This is a genomic window from Amycolatopsis sp. AA4 (genome assembly GCF_002796545.1).
GTDB lineage: Bacteria > Actinomycetota > Actinomycetes > Mycobacteriales > Pseudonocardiaceae > Amycolatopsis.
The window spans coordinates 963449-980916 of the sequence record NZ_CP024894.1; the positions used below are offsets into that span (position 1 = coordinate 963449).

Below are 17468 nucleotides of genomic sequence, written 5' to 3' on the forward strand. Positions count from 1 at the left end.
CGTGATTGACTGGCCGGCATGGCCGTACTTCCGCATCCGGATGCTCGGGGTCCGCAGTGACCTCCGAACCGGCCGCGGCCACCCGTCCGCGCAACCGCAAGCAGCTCATCGTCGAAGCGGCGGGCCGCGCCTTCAGCGAACGCGGCTACCACGCGGCGTCCATGGAGGAGATCGCCGCCGCCGTCGGGATCACCGCGGCGGCGCTGTACCGGCATTTCCCGAACAAGTACGCCCTCTTCACCGAATGCGCCAACGTGATGGCCGACCGCCTGGTCGCCGCCCTCGACGCGGTGCCCCCGGACGCGCCAGCCGAGGCCGTTCTCCGCCCGCTGGCCCAGGTCACGGTCGCCCACCGCGAGTCCGGCGGCCTGTACCGCTGGGAAGCCCGCTACCTCGACCGAACGGACCGGCGCGCGCTGAGCGCGAAATTCGCCCAAGTCGTCGCCCGCGTGACAGACGTGGTGCGGCCGTCGCCGGACGCGGAGCTTCGCGCCGTCGCCGCGCTCGGCGCGATCGGCTCGATCACCATGCACCGCACGTCGATCGCCCACCTCCGCGCCGAGAACCTGCTGACCGAATCCGCCCTGCGTCTCGCCGCCGCGACGACCACCCCGGCCGCGCCCGCGGTGGAGCTGCCCGCCCAACCCGTTCCGCGAACCCGCCGCGCGCAAATCCTCGCCGCCGCCGTGCCGTTGTTCGAACGCGACGGATTCGCCACCGTCACGAACGCGCGAATCGCCGAAGCGGTGGGCCTGGTGCCGTCGGCGCTCTACCGCCATTTCCCGAACAAGGCCGAAATCCTGGCGGCTGCCTGCCTACAGGCCGCAGGCCTCCTGTCGCAAGCCGTGGAACAAAACCTCCACGGCACCACCGGTGCGGAAGCCTTGCCCGTGCTGGCCGCGACCTACGTGGCGTACAGCTTCGAACACACCGCACTGACCAACGTCGCCGCCGCCGAACTGGGCGGCCTGCCCGCCGCGTTGCAGCGCCCGCTGATCCTCGCCCAACGCGAGCACATCGCCGTCTGGGAGCAACAACTCCGCCTGGCCCGTCCGGATCTGGACGCGCACCAAGCCCGCGTACTGGTGCACGCGGGCTTCGGCGCGGTCGTCGAAACAGGCCGACGGCTGCGGTGGGAGGACACTCCCGGCCACCGCGCCGCCGCTACCGCATTTTTGCTGAGCGCACTGGGACTTTAAGCCCCCGGCCGATTCGCCGTCGGGAGCGTGATCGGAGTCTGCGTCGGCGAGGTCCCGTTGTTGAGGTACAGCATCGAAATCCCGCGGACGAACTGATCGAAGAGATAGAAACTGCCCGGCATGATCTTGGTCGCGCCTTCCCGGAACGCGACGTAGGCAGGCCATTCGATCCGGATCAACGCCGCCTGCGCGTAGTCGCGGGGGAGTCCGAGCCAATCGCCCATCTGGTCGTTGAGCAGATACCGCACCAGTTCGTTGACGAACCCGGAATCGAGCCCGAGCGTCGGCTTCTCGATATAACCGAGCAGCGTTTTCGCCAGGCTGACCCCTTCTTCGGTCGGCCCGAGCACCGGCCACAACATCTGCTGCGCCTGCGCTTCCGCGTCCGCCCACGTCCGCGGAATGAACTGCTCCTGCACGCCGAGCAGATGCAACGCGACCTGCCAGGCGTGCAGATCCGCGTCCTGCTCCGCCGCCGACAACGAGATATTCCACTTGAGCATGTTGCTGCGCGCGAACGTCGCCACCGAATGGAACGTCCGCAGAATGTCCCCGTTGCTGATCGGCTTGGGCTGATCAGCGCCCGCTTGGTATTTCGCCGACGTCGGCAGCAAATTCCGCACCATCGCATGCACCAGCCGCGTCTTGTTGGCGGTCACGACGAAATGCCCGTCCGGCGCCCAAGCTTTGGAGTTATGCAGGTCGTAGCCGAAGGTGAACGTCTTGGCCGCCCGCTGCTTCATGTCCGCGCCGCCGGCCGACCAGTAGACCGCCCGCGCCTCCCGCGGAATGACGGTGCTCATGATCCCGCTGCCGAGCGTCTCCGAGACGAACAGATAACTGCTCAACCGGGTGTAAAGCTTCTCCGAAGCGGCAAGCTTGGCCGGATCCGCCCACGACGGCAATTTATTGACCTGCTGCAGATACGCCACCAGATAATCCGGCATGCCAGGCGGCAACGGCGCGTTGTTGTCGATCCAGCCCTGCCAAGCCGTATTGACCGCCGCCACCTTGCCCTCTTTGAGCAACGCCGAGGCGACCGCGTCCGCGGTGTCGTCCCACACCTGGAACGGATCGGCCCCGCTGCCGCTCCCGGCGATCGACCCCGTGCCCGACCACGCCCACGCGGTGCCGGAGGTGCCCGCCATGCCCGCGATGCCCAACGCCGCGCCGAGGGTCAGCACCTTCCTTCTGCTGAGATTCTCCATGTACTTGTCTGCCTCTCTGGTAGGCGTCGTTGCCATCCCATCACCGGCCAGGGGCTGCTCGCGCCCCCTGTCGACAGTCTCGGAAGAAGTGATTTCTCATTAACATAACGGCGCCGGAACGCTGGTGGCAAGAGGTGTCGCCGCTCCGGATCAGCCGACGTGCCCGAACTCGGTATCCAGCGAAACGGAGCGGATTCGGTCGAGCAGTGCGGACTCAGCGCACGACGCGCAGATGCCGTCCGCCGGATCGGCCGAGCCGGCGATTGGCGTCCTCGACGGAAAACGCGTGCGGGTCGAACTCGCCGGGCGAAGCCAAGCCGAGCCAGTCGAGCATGCCCTCGTGCTCGTCGTCGTCCGGATCGGCCAGGATCGCCTTCAGTTCCTCGTAGCCGTAAGGGCCGCCGCAGTCCTCCGGCGGACACGCGCCTCGGCCGGCAGTGCAGATCGCTCCGGTCGTTCCGGCGTCGGCGGGCCGGATTTCCTCCAGCGTGAGCTCGTGCTCCCAGCCGTCGCCGAAGTCGTAGCCGTAGCGCAGCCGGTCGCCGACCTCGGTCAGCAGCTGGGACAGCCGCACCGCCCGCTCGTCGGCGTGCCCGAGGTCCGGGTCGGGCAATCCGTATTCGGCGCCGCCCGCGGAGAACACGTGCAGATGGCAGTCCTCCCAGCCCAGCGCGCTCTGGATCACGTGGTGCAGCTGGCCGAGGTCGAGATCGGCCGGGACCTCGAGGCGTCGCCACACCGGCGGGTTCGTCACCTCGAGCAGGGTGAGTTTGAGCTGGTATCGGGCGTCCGGGCGCACTGCCGCGACCGGTGGCCGCGCGCTCGTCCGGCCGGGCGCGTCCGGCAGCCTCCCGGCCGGCGCCTGGACCGGCAGGAGCTTGGCCAGCCGGTCGACTGCCGGATGGCCGGCGCCGGCCATCCGCGGCAGGATTTCCGTCAGTTGGGCACCCGCCTGGTCGGGGAGCAGCCCGGACAGCTCGGGCGCCAGCGCATCCCGCAGAGCGCCGAGCGCGTCCGCGGCGGTCCACGCCAGGTCGTCCTCGGAAGGCTCCGTCCCGTCCTGTTCGGCCAGCCAGATCCGCGCGTAGGCGCCGAACCCTTCGCGGCCCGCCCATTCTCGCCAAGCCGGGGCCGCGTCCGGGCCGCATTCGTGAGCCAGCGCCAGCGCGGCGAGCCGCTGCTGCCCCGAGGCGGATTCGCCGACGGCGAGCAGCTCGGCCGCTGCCTCGGCCGGCGCGAGGGCGGCCAGCCAGGGCCGGGCCATCAGCGCGGCGATCCGGTCGGGCAGCGCCGCCACCACGTCCACCAGCGTGGCCGCATCGGATCCGGGCGCCGGGGCGCTCTGGCGGAACAAGAAATCGGTGAGCCACTGCCCCAGCGGAGTCAGCTCGGCGGTGTCGCCGTGCCGCTCGGCGACACCGAACGCGGCGAGGGCTTCGACGATCTCGTCCGTCGTGGCCGCCAGATCCTCAAGAAGGCCGATGCCGGACGGACAAGTGCAGCCCACGGTGCCGTCGGCGAGAGGCCCCGCGATCTCCTCGCCGAGCTCGTCCATCGAGAGCAGGCCGCCCCGCTCGTACAGCGCGGCCAAGCCGTCCAGAAGCTCCGGATCGGGCTCGCCGACCTCCCCGGCCAGCCCGAAACACTCCAGCGTGCACCGGGTCCAGGCCGCCAGTACCTCGTCCGCGGCGCCCTCGGCCCAGGCCGCGAGCGCGGAGCCCGCCGTGGCCCGGCCCCGTTCCACCTCGACGAACCCGGCCGCCGTCGCGGCGAACCACGCTGCCACCAGTTGGTCGATGTCCAGCGCACTGCGCGGCTTGCGGGTAGGAAGTTCGATCCCGAGCAGGTCGCAAGCCTCGACCGCGGCAGCGGGCTTGAGCACTCCGCGAGCGGTCAGCGGCCGACCAGGCCCGACCCATTCGGCCAGCTTCGCCGCCTCGGCGAGCGCCGGACAGCTCCGTGCCGCCGACGCTAGCTCCTCGGGAGAGAAAACCGGCCCTCGTCCTTCCTCGCGGAATGGCATGGAAGCACCCTAGGGGGGAAACGGCGCCCAGACGATGTCAGGTGCCCGGCCTGCCCTGAACCCGAAGAACGACAAGCGGCCGTTCCGCACGCGGGTCAGGAACAGCAGACCTGGCCGGTGTCCGCATCCGGGGTGCAGCACGTCAGCGCGGAGGCACCGAAGGTCTGCGAGTCGGCCTTGACCGTATAGACCTCCCAGGGTTCCTGGCCGGGGCCGTGCACCCACACCTTGTCCTGGATCGCGTAGCAGCAGGTCGTGTCATCCTCGGTCAGCGTCTCCAGGCCCTCGCCGGTGAGGCGTTTGCTGGCTTCGCTCACCTGGTCGGTCGACTCCACCTCGATGCCAAGGTGGTCCAGGACCGTCGCCTGCCCCGGCTCTCCCTCCAGAAGCACGAGCTTGAGCGCGGGTTCGGCGACGGCGAAGTTGGCATACCCAGGCCGGAGTTTGGCCGGTTCGGCGCCGAACAGCTTCGAGTAGAAGCCGATCGAGCCTTCGAGGTCCCCGACGCGCAGCGCGAGCTGTACCCGTGACATCCCGTCCTCCTTGGATAGACGTTCATCAAAACAGTGCCGCGGCTTAGATTGTCCTCTACTTAGAAGCCTGTCAAGATAGACGCATGCCGAAACAGTTGCCGGTCGTCGCGCTGGACGACTGCTGTTCCCCGCTGGCTCGCGAACCGCTGGGCGAGGACCAAGCCGTCGAGCTGTCCAAGCTGTTCAAGGCGATGGCCGACCCGGTCCGGTTGCGGCTGCTGTCGCTGATCGCCTCCCACGCGGGCGGCGAAGCGTGCGTGTGCGACCTGACCGACGCGTTCGACCTGACCGGCCCGACCATCTCCCATCACCTCAAGGTGTTGCGCGAGTCCGGCCTGATCACCGGCGAACGGCGGGGGACCTGGGTGTACTACCGCGTGCATCCGGAGGTGCTGGCCCGGTTGTCGGCCGTGCTCGTCCCCGGCGACACTCCGGTCCCGGCATGACCGGCACGCACCCCGGGGTCGTCGGCAAACTGTCCACTTTGGACCGTTACCTGCCCGGGTGGATCGCGGCCGCGATGGTCGCCGGGCTGCTGGCCGGCCGGTGGATTCCGGGGCTGAACACCGCGTTGTCCGCGGTGCGGGTCGACGGGATTTCGCTGCCCATCGCGCTCGGGCTGCTGGTGATGATGTACCCGGTGCTGGCGAAGGTCCGCTACGACCGGCTCGGCACGGTGACGGCCGACCGGCGGCTGCTGTGGCCGTCGCTGGTGCTGAACTGGCTGATCGGCCCGGCGCTGATGTTCGCGCTCGCCTGGCTTCTGCTGCCGGATCTGCCGGAGTACCGGACCGGGCTGATCATCGTGGGCCTCGCTCGCTGCATCGCGATGGTGATCATCTGGAACGACCTGGCCTGCGGAGACCGGGAAGCGGCCGCCGTTCTGGTCGCGCTGAATTCGGTGTTCCAGGTGGTCATGTTCGGCGTCCTCGGCTGGTTCTACCTCGCCGTCCTGCCCGGCTGGCTCGGCCTTCCGCAAGCGGATCTGGCCGTTTCCGCGTGGCAGATCGCCAAGAGCGTGCTGGTGTTCCTCGGCATCCCGCTGCTCGCTGGCTACTTGTCCCGACGGCTGGGCGAACGCGCGAAGGGCCGCACCTGGTACGAATCCCGGTTCCTGCCGAAGGTCGGCCCGCTCGCGCTGTACGGGCTGCTGTTCACCATCGTGATCCTGTTCGCCTTGCAGGGGGACCAGATCACCAGCCGCCCGCTCGACGCCGCCCGGATCGCGTTGCCGTTGCTGGTCTACTTCGGACTCATGTGGGCCGGTTCCTACGCGCTCGGCAAGGCGGTCGGCCTGTCGTACGAACGAACCACGACGCTGGCGTTTACCGCTGCGGGCAACAACTTCGAACTCGCCATCGCGGTCGCGATCGCCACTTTCGGTGCGACCAGCGGACAAGCGCTCGCCGGGGTCGTCGGGCCGCTCATCGAAGTCCCGGTACTGGTGGCGCTGGTCTACGTGTCTCTCGCCCTTCGGCGGCGCTTCGCGCCCGTGCCCGCGGAGGTTTCTCCATGACCGTCCCCGAAGTTCTCTTCGTCTGCGTCCACAACGCCGGACGCTCGCAAATGGCGGCCGGGTTGCTGCACCATCACGCCCGCGGCCGGGTCCTCGTCCGCTCCGCCGGATCCGCGCCGGCCGACACGATCAACCCCGCCGTGGTCGCGGTCATGGCCGAACTCGGCATCGACCTGTCCCGCGAACTCCCGAAGCCGTTGACCGCCGAGGGCGTCCAATCGGCGGATGTAGTCATCACCATGGGCTGCGGAGACGCCTGTCCGGGGTACCCCGGCAAGCGCTATCTCGACTGGAAGCTGGACGATCCGGCAGGCCTCCCGGCCGACCAGGTCCGCCCGATCCGCGACGAGATCGACCGGCGGGTCCGGGCTTTGCTCGCCGAGCTGGTCAGCTGAAGGAGGCTGACGTGCCGGACCGTGCCGCCGCGGAGACCTGCGCCGGTTGATTTCGGGCGCTCGCGGACCCGACGCGCGTCCAGATCCCGCACCTGATCGCCTCGGCGATCATCCGCGCCGACAAACCGGCCTGAAAACGGGACGGCGGCCGAGGAATCCCTCGACCGCCGTCCCGGGTCTATCCGACCTTACCGATCACACGTCGTAGTACAGCGAGAACTCGTACGGGTGCGGGCGAAGCCGCAGCGGGTCGATTTCGTTTTCGCGCTTGTACTGGATCCACGTCTCGATCACGTCGGGCGTGAAGACGCCGCCCTCGAGCAGGTAGTCGTGGTCCTGCTCCAGGGTGTCCAGCACGGTGCCGAGGTCGCCCGGGACCAGCTTGACGTTCTTGGCCTCCTCGGGCGGCAGCTCGTAGAGGTCCTTGTCGATCGGCTCCGGCGGCTCGATCTTGTTCTTGATGCCGTCGAGCCCGGCCATCATCATCGCGGAGAACGCCAGGTACGGGTTGCCCGACGAGTCCGGGCAGCGGAACTCGGCGCGCTTGGCCTTCGCGTTGTTGCCGGTGATCGGGATGCGGACGCAGGCGGAGCGGTTGCGCTGCGAGTACACCAGCGAAACCGGGGCCTCGAAGCCCGGCACCAGGCGGTGGTAGGAGTTCACCGTCGGGTTGGTGAACGCCAGCAGGCTCGGGGCGTGCTTGAGCAGGCCGCCGATGTAGTGCCGCGCCGTGTCGGACAGGCCCGCGTAGCCGGACTCGTCGTGGAACAGCGGCTGGCCGTCCTTCCACAGCGACTGGTGGCAGTGCATGCCCGAGCCGTTGTCGCCGGCGAGCGGCTTCGGCATGAACGTCGCGGTCTTGCCCGCGGCGAACACGGTGTTCTTCACGATGTACTTGAACAGCTGCAGGTCGTCGGCAGCGTGCAGCAGCGTGTTGAACTTGTAGTTGATCTCCGTCTGGCCGGCGGTGCCCACCTCGTGGTGCGCGCGCTCGATCTCGAAGCCGGAGTTCGTCAGCTGGCGGACGATGTCGTCGCGCAGGTCGGCGAAGTGATCGACCGGCGGGACGGGGAAGTAGCCGCCCTTGAACCGGGTCTTGTAGCCCTGGTTCCCGCCCTCGGTGTCGGCGCCGGTGTTCCACCAGCCCTCGATCGAGTCGATCTCGTGGAACGACAGGTGCTCGGCGTCCTCGAAGCGGACCGAGTCGAAGATGTAGAACTCCGCCTCCGGGCCGAAGTACACGTTGTCGGCGACGCCGTACTCCGAGATGTACTGCTCGGCCTTGCGCGCGATGTTGCGCGGGTCGCGGCTGTAAGCCTCCCGGGTGAACGGGTCGTGCACGAAGAAGTTCAGCGAGAGCGTCTTCGCCTTGCGGAACGGGTCGATCCGCGCCGTCTCGGGGTCCGGCAGCAGCAGCATGTCGGACTCGTGGATCGACTGGAAGCCGCGCACCGAGGAGCCGTCGAAGGCGAGACCCTCTTCGTACGCCTCCAGGTCGAACGCCTTCGCGGGCACCGTGAAGTGCTGCATGACGCCCGGCAGGTCGCAGAACCTGACGTCGATGGACTCCACCTTCTCATCGGCGATGAGGCGCTGAATGTCGTCTGGAGTAGTGGGCACCCTCGGTGACTCCTTCTCGTTCGTTACCGGCGGCTGTACTCTCTTCGGCTCACGCTAAGAGGGCGGTGTTGCCCGACCGTCACCCGAATGTTTCGCGGGTGTTAACGGGCCGCCGTCACTGCCCAGTCGACCAGGCCGGATGTGGTCCGCGCCACCGGCATACCCTGGACGGGTGGCGAGATGGACGGGTGAATGGCTCCCGGGCACGGGCGACGGCTCCACCGCGGCGGGTCCGCGCGAGGCCCCTAAGTGGCGCGGCGAGTCGATGGGCCTGCCCGAATCCGGGGTGGGCGCGGTGGCGGGCGGCGGTCCGCGTTTCCTCGCGCTCGTCCTCGACCTCGTGCTCGCTTCCCTGATCACGGCCCTGTTCGTGCGCTACGACCTGCAGAACGCCGCCGCGATGCAGACGTTCAACCTCTGGGCGGGTGCGGTCTGGGCGGTCATCACGGTCATTCCGGTCACGTTCTTCGGCTTCACCCCCGGCATGGCGGCGCTCGGCATCCGGGTGGCCCGTCTGGACGGGGCGGCCATGGTCGGCCCCTGGCGCGCGCTCGTGCGGATGGTGCTGACCGCGCTGCTGCTCCCGCCGCTGGTCCGCAACGCCGACGGCCGCAACTGGCTCGACCGCGCCACCAACACCGTCGTCATCCGGATGCGCTGACCCCGGACGCGAAAAACCCCCGGCCGCGGCAGGCCGGGGGTTCTCTGGAAACAAGCGTCAGCGACGGCGGATAGTGCGCTGCACGTTCCGCATCTTCGCGCCCGCGGGCATCGGGCCCTTCGGCATCGCCGCGCCGCGCGAACCGAGCGCGGCCAGCTTCGCCTCGAGGGCGTCGATCTGGGCCGGCTTGAGGTTGCGCGGCAGCTTCGTCAGATGCGACTGCAGCTTCTTGAGCGGGACCTGCTTGTCCTCGTGGCCGATCGTCACGTCGTAGATCGGGGTGTCGCCGACCAGCCGCGACACGCGCTTCTTCTCCTGCGCGAGCAGGCCCTTCACGCGGTGCGGCGCGCCTTCGGCCACGAGGATCACGCCGGGGTGGCCGAGCACGCGGTGGACGGCGTCGAGCTGGGTCGTCGCGGCGACGGTCGGGGTGACCTTCCACTTGCCGCGCATGTTCTCCAGCGCCCAGGCCCCCGCGCCGGGCTGGCCGTCGGCCTTCCCGTAGACGGTGCGCTGCACGCGCCTGCCGAAGATGATCACGGCGAGCAGGATGCCGAGCACGACGCCCAGCGGCAGCAGCGTCCACTGGATGCCGAAAATGAGGCCGATGCAGAACAGCACACCGGCGACCACCACGATCGAACCGACCATCCAGGGGATGAGCATCGGGTCTTCGCGGCGCTGCATCTTGAACGCCTCGAACAGCTGCCCGCGCCGGGCCTTGCTCGCCGCGCGCTTTTCCCGCTTGGCCTGCTTGGCCGCTTCCTTGTCCTGCTTGCCCGCCATATGACCAGGATACGGCCGCGTGCCCGGCCGGGAATCCGTCGGCCCCCTCTGCGAGGATCGCGGGGTGGCCATCGCATCGTCTCCCCAGAGCCGGCAGAGCCGCGCGAGCCTGCTCGACGGGCTTGATCCCGAACAGCGCGCCGCCGCGGCGGCCCCGCGCGGCCCGGTGTGCGTCCTCGCCGGCGCGGGCACCGGAAAGACCCGGACGATCACGCACCGCATCGCCCACCTGGTCCGTTCGGGCCACGTCGCGGCCGGGCAGGTGCTGGCCGTCACCTTCACCACGCGCGCGGCGGGGGAGATGCGCACCCGGCTGCGCGGCCTCGGGGTCGACGCGGCGCAGGCGCTGACCTTCCACGCCGCCGCCCGCCGTCAGCTCCGCTACTTCTGGCCGCGGGTCGTCGGCGACCGGCCGTGGGACCTGATCGACAACAAGTTCCGGCTCGTCGCCCAGGCCGCCCAGCGCGTCCGGCTGAGCACCGAGACCGAGGTGCTGCGCGACCTGGCGAGCGAGATCGAGTGGAGCAAGGCGTCGCTGGTCTCGCCGGACGACTACCCGTCGGTCGCCGCGCGGATGCAGCGCGACACTCCCGCGCCGGTCGCGCAGGTCGCCGAGGTCTACCGCTGGTACGAGGAGCTGAAGACGAACGCGCAGGTCCTCGACTTCGACGACCTGCTCCTGCAGACCACCGCGGTGCTGGAGAAGCACGACGCGGTCGCCGCCGAGTTCCGCGACCGGTACCGCTGCTTCGTGGTCGACGAGTACCAGGACGTCACGCCATTGCAGCAGCGCCTGCTCGACGCGTGGCTCGGCGGCCGCGACGACCTCACCGTCGTCGGCGACGCCAACCAGACCATCTACTCGTTCGGCGGCGCCTCGCCGAAGTCGCTGCTGGAGTTCACGCGGCGGTTCCCGGAGGCGACCGTCGTGCGCCTCGAACGCGATTACCGGTCCACCCCGCAGGTCGTCGCGCTCGCGAACCGCGTGATCGGGGCCGCGCGCGGCCGTCCCGCCGGGTCGCGGCTGAAGCTCATCGGGCAGCGGCCGGACGGCCCGGAGCCGCGGTTCGCGGAATACGAGGACGAGGCCGCCGAGGCCAGCGCGGTCGCGCGGCGGGTCCGCGAACTGCTCGACGCGGACGTGCCGGCGAGCGAGATCGCGGTGCTGTTCCGAGTGAACGCGCAGTCGGAGGCGTACGAGCAGGCGCTCACCGAAGCCGGGATCCCGTACCTGGTCCGCGGCGGCGAGCGGTTCTTCCAGCGCACCGAGGTGCGGCAGGCGATGGCGGCGCTGCGCACGGCGTCGATGGAGCCCACTTCGCTGGAGCTGGTCACCGCGGTGCGCTCGGTGCTCGCGCGGGTCGGGCTCACCGAGCAGCCGCCGTCGGGCGGAGCGGCGAAGGAGCGGTGGGACGCGCTGCTCGCGCTGGTGGAACTGGCCGAGGAGCTGGCGGCGACGGTCGAGGACGCGGACCTGCCGCGGTTCGTCGCGGAACTCGAACAGCGCGCGGCAGCGCAGCATCCGCCGACCGTCGAGGGAGTGACGCTCGCGTCGCTGCACGCGGCGAAGGGCCTCGAGTGGGACGCGGTGTTCCTCGTCGGGCTGTCCGAGGGCACGATGCCGATCCTGCACGCGGACGGCGACGACGCCGCGATCGAAGAGGAACGGCGGTTGTTCTACGTCGGCGTCACGCGGGCCCGGGAGCACCTGTCGCTGTCGTGGTCGCTCTCGCGCGGGCCGGGCCGGGGACGCAACCGGCGCCGTTCGCGCTTCCTGTACGGGCTGATCCCGGAGGACCACCCGGCGGCGCGCGTCGCCCGTTCGCAGCAGACGGCGAAGCCCGGGTCGAAGGTCGCCCGCTGCCGGCTGTGCGGGGGTCCGCTGGTGCAGACCATGGAGGTCAAGCTCGGCCGCTGCGGGAAGTGCCCGTCCACAGTGGATGAGGAACTGCTGGAGAAGCTGAAGACGTGGCGCGGGGAGCGTTCGCGGGAGTTGAAGGTGCCCGCGTTCGTCGTGTTCACCGACGCGACGCTGATGGCGATCGCCGAACAACGGCCGACCGACGACGGCGCGCTGGTGTCGATCTCCGGCATCGGCGCGACGAAGCTGGAACGGTTCGGCGCCGAGGTGCTCGACGTGGTCCGGTCGTCCATGCGATCTTGACCGCGTCTTCGCGGTGATCGATGCGGCGAACCTGCAGCTCGGAGGCAATCTTCAGCTTTTCGGCAGAGATTTGGGAAAATAAGTTGCCCCGGTTGCGCCGGGGCGCATAACCTGCGTAGGCACCCGGGCGAGAGCCCGGTCTGGGGAAGAACACGACGGTTGCCGCCTCGAGCGGCGCAGTCCGACAGAGAAAGGCGGTGCCGGTGAAATGATCAGCAATCTGAAACTCGCTAACCCTGGCACCGGTCTGTCCCTCTGCATGACCGCTGACGCCCCGCGCCAGGGCACCGGTGTGTCCACGTTCGCGCACATCGACGGAATGCGTCGTCACCTCGACGGATTGCGTCGCATCGAGCGCAACGGGGCCCCGGCCGGCATCACTCACGCGAGCGCCGCCGTTGTTGCCGCGTACCCGCAGGTTGATGTCGATCTGCCGACCATCAAGCAGTTCCGTGTTCCGTTGTCACTACGGGAGCGAAGTTCCTGACCTGCGTCAGGACATGAGGCTCACGAAGGCCGCGGAACCGGTAACCGGATCCGCGGCCTTCGTGTTTTTTGGCTGCACAACACAAAGGAACAAGTTGTCCAGTTCGATCGCCCACCGTCACACCACCACCGCACCGCAAAGGAGCACGGAAATGTCATCCGCCATCGCCCTAGCCGAGGGCCCCTTAGCCGAAGGGTTCGACATCGGCGACCTGCTCGACGGGGTCGCGGAACCCGAACTGCCCTGCCGCTCGCGCGACGCGGACCTCTGGTTCGCCGAATCGCCCGCGGAACTCGAGCGGGCCAAGGCGTTCTGCGCCAGCTGCCCGGTCCGCGAGGCCTGCCTCGCGGGCGCACTCGCCCGGCGTGAGCCGTGGGGTGTCTGGGGAGGCGAAATCTTCGAGCGCGGCGCGGTGATCGCCCGCAAGCGGCCCCGTGGCCGTCCGCGCAAGAACGCCGCCCTCGAACCCGCCGCAGCAGCCCGGAGCGCAGCCGCATGACCGTCAACGTCATCACCACGCGCGATTTCGAGGCCCGCACGGCGAAACCGGTGCGCGTCCAGCCGAAACCCAAGCAGAACAAGTCTCAGGAGACCACGAAGATGTTGCTTCACGAAGAACTGTCCCGAGCGCGAATACGCGACCTGATAGCCGAACACGAAGCCCAACGCCCGTGGCGCCAAGCGCGAGCAGCGCGCCGCTGGTCGCGGGTAGCCCGCTGGGCAGCCAGCCGAGCGGAGCGGCACCAACCACCGAACTAATCACGGCACGGCCAGGTCAGGCAGGCCCGGGTTTCCTCCCGGTTGCTTGCCTGACCGGCTCGCTGTGTCCGGGAGCCCGGCACCAGCCCCGCCCGGGATCGCCTCCGATCCCGTAGCGGTGTCGGCTGCCCGGACGTTGCTTTTCGCCGATTCCTCGTCCTGACTCGATTCCGCGCAGCCTCATTGCCGCGGCGCGGCGATCATGCGCGGATCGGGTTTTGTTCGCCTGTCACCCAGTTGCGAGCTGGGTGACAGGCGTCGGTCTCGTTGCGTCGCTCAACTGCGAACGCGTGGCCCACGGGGAGGGCCAGCGTCCGACCGTTCCTGCGCGATCTTCGCCGGGAACGAGCCTGGAAGGTCCGTCGGGGGGACAGTCCAGGCTTGTTCCCGGCCGGGAACCGCGAACCGGTGTTCAATGAGCCCGTGTCCGGACATACGCACGACCACATCGACTGGGCTGACCGGCTGGCCCTCCTCCGCGCAGCCGACGCCCTCGACGCTCCCGCCCACGCCGCCATCGCCGCCCGCCTGGCCGCGAAACTCCCCGCCAACCCGACGGTGCTCGACCTGGGCTGCGGAGCCGGTGGCATGAGCACCCACTTCGCCCGAGCCCTGGCCGCCCGGAACGGCGGCACCATCGTCCTGGTCGACGCGACGCCCGAACTACTCCACGAGGCCGAACGCGCCGTACGCGCCGCCGCGCAGGACAGCCAGGCACGCTCAACGCACCCGGGCAACGACGGTGCGCCCGACGGAAGCGCTGCCCCATCGGACGGCCATCTCGCCGCAGCCGACGGCACCGCACTGGCAGCCAAGGGCCTCGTATCGGCAGTCGGTGGCGCCGCATCGACTGCCGAATGCCCCGCACCAGCAGCCGGTGGCACCGCATCGACCACCGGGGGTGCCGCACCGGCAGCCGACGGCCCCGCACCGGCAGCCAAAGGCCCCGCGCCAGCAGCCGGTGGAACCGCGTCGGCCGCCGAAGGTACTGCAGCGGCAGCCGACGGCCCCGCACCGGCAGCCGGTGGAACCGCGTCGGCCGCCGAGGGCGCCGCATCGGCAGTTGAGGTTCGCGCAGTCGTTGCCGATCTCGCTGACAGCGCCCTGCCCGATTTGCTGCCCACCGCGGATCTCGTATGGGCGTCGCGCGTCGTGCATCACCTTCCGGACCAGCAGGCCGCGATCGGCACGGTTACCGCGATCGCGCGAAGTGGTGGCGTGGTCGCGCTCGCTGAGGGTGGATTGCCTTTCTCTTGCCTCCCTTGGGATCTAGGACTCGGACGGCCTGGTCTCGAAGCTCGCTTGCAGGCCGCGCAGGCGGAATGGTTCGTCGGAATGCGCGAGGGCATCGACGGTGCCGTGCCGATGCCGTACGGCTGGCCAGTCGCGCTCGAACGCGCCGGACTCGCTGACGTCGGCTCGTTCAGCGCACTGGTGGATCACCCCGCACCGGGACCCGACGGTCTCACTGACTACGTACACCACCACCTTTCCCGTCTCGCGACCCACGGTGCCGACCACCTCTCGGATGACGACCGCGCGACATTGGCTTCCCTTCTCGATCCGGACAGCTCCCACTACCTCGGCAACCGCCGAGACCTCTTCCTGCTCGGCGTACGCACCGTCCACCACGGACGCCGGCCATGACCGCGCCCGACCCCACCTGCTCGTGGTGCGGCCGAGCCCGCGCCGCCGAAACCGACCCGCTCGCGACCCTGGCCTGGGTGAGCACCAAGGAAAACGGCGAGCAGCGCTGGCTCTGCCCGGACTGCGCGCGCAACCACGTCCGGGACATCGAAGGCAAGCTGCCCGACGAGTACTGGTGATCAGACCACCCGAACCTCGCTTTCGAGGACGTCGGAACGCCACGAGACATGGTCAAGAAACTTCGGGGAGGTCTGTCGATCGCCGCTGCGGTAGTTCGACGCGTAGTCGAAGACACCACACGATCACTGGCTACCTGCTCATTAAGGACCTCCCATGACTGAACTGAACCCCGAACGCACCCGGCGCGCGATCGTCGACCACACCCGGCGCCTGGCGGAAGCAGCCGTCGCCGCCGGACCCGAGGCCGCGGTGCCGACCGCCCCGAAGTGGGCTGTCGCTGACCTGGTCGCGCACGTGGGCCAGACCCAGCACTGGGTCGCGGAGATCATCGAGCGGCGCATCACCGACCCGGCCCAGCTGCCCACCGAGATGGCCACGCCGCCCGCCGACTCCCGCGAATGGCAGGACTGGCTGTCGGAGTCCGCACTGCGGGTCGCCAGCGCGTGCTCGGACGACGCGCTCGACGCGCCGGTCTTCAACGCCTCGGGTGACGCACGGTCGGGGACACAGTTTTGGATGTCCAGCATGCTCAACGAAGCGGTTGTCCACGGTTTCGACGCCGCCAAAGCCGCGGACCGACCAGTCGACGTCGACGCCGACGTCGCAGCCGCGCTCATCACCAACCACCTCACCATGCTCACCTCGCCCACCTGGGAAATGCAGCGTCCTGTATCCGCGCACGCCATCCGGGGCACCGGGCAGACCCTGCAGTGGCTGGCCACCGATATCGCCGACGGCGCGTGGTTCGTCGAACGGCGTCCGGAGGGTGCGTCGTGGCAAGCCGGAAACCGCGCGGCCGACGTGACGATGACCGGACCGGCTCAATCGCTGTTGTTCCTCTTGACCCGACGGCTCCCGCTAACCGACCGCGACAGCACCGGCATCAGCGTCGAAGGCGACACCACCCTCGCCCAGCACTGGCTGGACAACACCGCCCACGCCAGCGACTGACCCCTCCCACCGCAACGTCCGCGAGTTTCCGCGAACAGCCGAGCGAGATGACGCGATGGCTTGCGGGAGACGGAAGTTGCAGTGGGTTACGTCGACTCAACCCACCGCGGTCCGCCAACCGAGTCCTGCTCGCAAACCACGGTCAGTGCCCATTTGCGACCACGCATAACGACGTCCGCACGCGTTGAAGACACGTTGAGCGCTGGTGGCGGCCGGATCCCGTTGCGCGGTCCTCGACGTGGTCGCAGCCGAGGGCAGCCGTTGAATTTCAGGCGGGAGCGCCTTGGCGGAGTCGTCGCGGGGGAGCAGGTGAGCGCTGTCGGGGCTCTGCGCCGAGGAGCATCTCTATCAAGTTCGGCTCATGCGGCGTTCCCTGTCTTGTAGACGGCGAGCACTTTCGGCCGGGGCGTGCGCGCCGCGTGGCGGTAGGCGTTCAGGAGTTCTGCGCTCATCTCCTCCGGAGATTCCCGGAGTTGAAGTGGCGTGCACCGAAACAGCACGGTGCCGGTCGCGGCGAGGGCGAGGTGGCTGAAGTCCTCCGGGCCAGCCGCGGTGCGATAGCGCCATGCCAGGCCGATTTCGTCCCACCACGCGTCTGCGGTGCCGAGCCGGCGGCCGCGGCGGTCGCAGACTGCAACGTTCCATTGCGGGGTAGGCAGTGGAGTGCGCTGGAGGACCCGGAGTGCTTGCCCGTGCGCGAAGGTTTCTTGGTCGTCCAGGTTGCGCAGGACGGTGCGGACGGCTGCCGTGCCGCGCTGGTTTCCGGTGTTCAGTACGGTCGTCAGCTCGGCGCGATCGGCCAGGCCCCAATACAGCGGCAGCGAGACCAGCCTCGCGATCTCGTCCGGATCGTGTTCCCGCCGGGCAAGATCCAGGGCGGCTCGGGCGGCGCTGGCGTAGGGCAGGCCGTCGATGAGGATCGCTTTGGGCATCCGGGCGGTGCGGTAGGTGATGATGCTCGGTTCGTTGGACGGCCTTCGGTTGTGGGGCACCAAAAGGTGGATTTCCGGAGTCCGCGGATGGCTGATTCCGTGTGCGCACAACGCATCCGTGCCCGTGATGATGGTTCCGGGACCGAACCGCGCCACCGCGGCGTGCAGGAGTTCTTCGCGGCTCGGAGGTTTGTCGTGCACGAGATACACGCCGGAATACACCTGTCGCCACGGCCCGCCCGGGCCGGAGAGCTGTGCGGCTCTTCGGTCGGAAATTCCTGCGACGCGCAGGTGCCGTCGGTGGAGCACGCCGTGGGAAACGAGATCACCGAAAGCGAGGGAATCAGTGCTTGTAGTAGTCGTCATGCATCGAGAATGCCGCCTTGATCAACTGCGCGAAACCACTC

General features: G+C 69.2%; 17 protein-coding genes. 11 read left to right on the plus strand and 6 right to left on the minus strand.

Translation table 11 applies throughout. The annotated features are described in order from the left end of the window. The first annotated feature begins 56 nt into the window (after window positions 1-56). On the plus strand, window positions 57-1199 hold the full coding sequence (locus CU254_RS04700; protein WP_037712553.1) for a TetR/AcrR family transcriptional regulator: 1143 nt from the start codon (window positions 57-59) through the stop codon (window positions 1197-1199). Here the strand turns inward: CU254_RS04700 and CU254_RS04705 are convergent. The 3 genes from CU254_RS04705 to CU254_RS04715 all read right to left on the minus strand — a co-directional run bounded on the left by CU254_RS04705 (window position 1196) and on the right by CU254_RS04715 (window position 4963). Continuing rightward, window positions 1196-2407 carry an oxygenase MpaB family protein gene (locus CU254_RS04705; protein ID WP_009073242.1) on the minus strand — a complete coding sequence of 404 codons (1212 nt, stop codon included), beginning with the start codon at window positions 2405-2407 and terminating at the stop codon, window positions 1196-1198. The genes CU254_RS04700 and CU254_RS04705 overlap by 4 nt on opposite strands. Window positions 2408-2621: 214 nt before the next feature. Continuing rightward, complete coding sequence (locus tag CU254_RS43590) at window positions 2622-4430, minus strand: plasmid pRiA4b ORF-3 family protein (RefSeq protein WP_199785795.1); 1809 nt, start codon at window positions 4428-4430, stop codon at window positions 2622-2624. Window positions 4431-4525: 95 nt separating this feature from the next. Beyond that, window positions 4526-4963 carry an ArsI/CadI family heavy metal resistance metalloenzyme gene (locus tag CU254_RS04715; protein ID WP_009073247.1) on the minus strand — a complete coding sequence of 146 codons (438 nt, stop codon included), beginning with the start codon at window positions 4961-4963 and terminating at the stop codon, window positions 4526-4528. Between the two features lie 83 nt (window positions 4964-5046). On the opposite strand from CU254_RS04715, the gene CU254_RS04720 reads away from it, so the two are divergent. From CU254_RS04720 to CU254_RS04730, 3 genes are read left to right on the plus strand one after another with little or no spacing between them, the layout of a single operon-like run. Next, window positions 5047-5409 (plus strand): metalloregulator ArsR/SmtB family transcription factor, encoded by a 363-nt coding sequence (locus CU254_RS04720; protein WP_009073249.1) that lies wholly within the window; start codon window positions 5047-5049, stop codon window positions 5407-5409. After that, entirely contained in the window at window positions 5406-6479 is a 1074-nt protein-coding gene (arsB, locus tag CU254_RS04725) for an ACR3 family arsenite efflux transporter (RefSeq protein ID WP_009073251.1), read from the plus strand. The genes CU254_RS04720 and arsB overlap by 4 nt, the downstream gene beginning before the upstream one ends. Then, window positions 6476-6874: an arsenate reductase ArsC gene (locus CU254_RS04730; protein ID WP_037712556.1), complete on the plus strand. Its 399-nt coding sequence runs from the start codon at window positions 6476-6478 to the stop codon at window positions 6872-6874. The genes arsB and CU254_RS04730 overlap by 4 nt, the downstream gene beginning before the upstream one ends. Before the next feature lie 195 nt (window positions 6875-7069). On the opposite strand, the gene glnA is transcribed toward CU254_RS04730, so the two are convergent. After that, window positions 7070-8494, minus strand: coding sequence for a type I glutamate--ammonia ligase (glnA, locus tag CU254_RS04735; protein WP_009073253.1), 1425 nt, complete (start codon window positions 8492-8494; stop codon window positions 7070-7072). Between the two features lie 172 nt (window positions 8495-8666). On the opposite strand from glnA, the gene CU254_RS04740 reads away from it, so the two are divergent. Then, complete coding sequence (locus tag CU254_RS04740) at window positions 8667-9155, plus strand: RDD family protein (protein WP_078560697.1); 489 nt, start codon at window positions 8667-8669, stop codon at window positions 9153-9155. Between the two features lie 57 nt (window positions 9156-9212). Here CU254_RS04740 and CU254_RS04745 read toward each other — a convergent pair whose 3' ends face one another. Beyond that, window positions 9213-9941 (minus strand): DUF4191 domain-containing protein, encoded by a 729-nt coding sequence (locus CU254_RS04745; protein ID WP_009073257.1) that lies wholly within the window; start codon window positions 9939-9941, stop codon window positions 9213-9215. A gap of 64 nt (window positions 9942-10005) precedes the next feature. Here CU254_RS04745 and CU254_RS04750 point away from each other — a divergent pair, with 64 nt between their 5' ends. From CU254_RS04750 to CU254_RS04780, 6 genes are all read left to right on the plus strand, one after another. Beyond that, window positions 10006-12105 carry an ATP-dependent DNA helicase UvrD2 gene (locus tag CU254_RS04750; protein WP_009073258.1) on the plus strand — a complete coding sequence of 700 codons (2100 nt, stop codon included), beginning with the start codon at window positions 10006-10008 and terminating at the stop codon, window positions 12103-12105. A 208-nt stretch (window positions 12106-12313) separates the two neighbouring features. Then, window positions 12314-12592 (plus strand): hypothetical protein, encoded by a 279-nt coding sequence (locus CU254_RS04755; RefSeq protein ID WP_009073260.1) that lies wholly within the window; start codon window positions 12314-12316, stop codon window positions 12590-12592. Between the two features lie 151 nt (window positions 12593-12743). Continuing rightward, entirely contained in the window at window positions 12744-13091 is a 348-nt protein-coding gene (locus CU254_RS04760) for a WhiB family transcriptional regulator (protein ID WP_037712559.1), read from the plus strand. A 683-nt stretch (window positions 13092-13774) separates the two neighbouring features. Then, window positions 13775-14998, plus strand: coding sequence for a class I SAM-dependent methyltransferase (locus tag CU254_RS43925; RefSeq protein WP_199785796.1), 1224 nt, complete (start codon window positions 13775-13777; stop codon window positions 14996-14998). After that, the gene (locus tag CU254_RS04775; protein ID WP_009073268.1) at window positions 14995-15177 is read left to right on the plus strand and encodes a hypothetical protein; all 183 of its coding nucleotides are present in this window, start codon (window positions 14995-14997) and stop codon (window positions 15175-15177) included. The genes CU254_RS43925 and CU254_RS04775 overlap by 4 nt, the downstream gene beginning before the upstream one ends. Before the next feature lie 154 nt (window positions 15178-15331). After that, window positions 15332-16129 carry a maleylpyruvate isomerase family mycothiol-dependent enzyme gene (locus CU254_RS04780; RefSeq protein ID WP_009073270.1) on the plus strand — a complete coding sequence of 266 codons (798 nt, stop codon included), beginning with the start codon at window positions 15332-15334 and terminating at the stop codon, window positions 16127-16129. A gap of 359 nt (window positions 16130-16488) precedes the next feature. Here CU254_RS04780 and CU254_RS04785 read toward each other — a convergent pair whose 3' ends face one another. Next, complete coding sequence (locus CU254_RS04785; protein WP_009073272.1) at window positions 16489-17427, minus strand: hypothetical protein; 939 nt, start codon at window positions 17425-17427, stop codon at window positions 16489-16491. Between the last annotated feature and the right edge of the window lie 41 nt (window positions 17428-17468).

Excerpts from the sequence above, each read along its gene's own strand:
- CU254_RS04705 (WP_009073242.1), bottom strand. The coding sequence starts at position 2,407 with ATGGAGAATCTCAGCAGAAGGAAGGTGCTGACCCTCGGCGCGGCGTTG.
- CU254_RS43590 (WP_199785795.1), bottom strand. The coding sequence starts at position 4,430 with ATGCCATTCCGCGAGGAAGGACGAGGGCCGGTTTTCTCTCCCGAGGAG.
- CU254_RS04715 (WP_009073247.1), bottom strand. The coding sequence starts at position 4,963 with ATGTCACGGGTACAGCTCGCGCTGCGCGTCGGGGACCTCGAAGGCTCG.
- CU254_RS04720 (WP_009073249.1), top strand. The coding sequence starts at position 5,047 with ATGCCGAAACAGTTGCCGGTCGTCGCGCTGGACGACTGCTGTTCCCCG.
- arsB (WP_009073251.1), top strand. The coding sequence starts at position 5,406 with ATGACCGGCACGCACCCCGGGGTCGTCGGCAAACTGTCCACTTTGGAC.
- CU254_RS04730 (WP_037712556.1), top strand. The coding sequence starts at position 6,476 with ATGACCGTCCCCGAAGTTCTCTTCGTCTGCGTCCACAACGCCGGACGC.
- CU254_RS04745 (WP_009073257.1), bottom strand. The coding sequence starts at position 9,941 with ATGGCGGGCAAGCAGGACAAGGAAGCGGCCAAGCAGGCCAAGCGGGAA.
- CU254_RS04755 (WP_009073260.1), top strand. The coding sequence starts at position 12,314 with ATGATCAGCAATCTGAAACTCGCTAACCCTGGCACCGGTCTGTCCCTC.
- CU254_RS04760 (WP_037712559.1), top strand. The coding sequence starts at position 12,744 with ATGTCATCCGCCATCGCCCTAGCCGAGGGCCCCTTAGCCGAAGGGTTC.
- CU254_RS04775 (WP_009073268.1), top strand. The coding sequence starts at position 14,995 with ATGACCGCGCCCGACCCCACCTGCTCGTGGTGCGGCCGAGCCCGCGCC.
- CU254_RS04780 (WP_009073270.1), top strand. The coding sequence starts at position 15,332 with ATGACTGAACTGAACCCCGAACGCACCCGGCGCGCGATCGTCGACCAC.
- CU254_RS04785 (WP_009073272.1), bottom strand. The coding sequence starts at position 17,427 with ATGACGACTACTACAAGCACTGATTCCCTCGCTTTCGGTGATCTCGTT.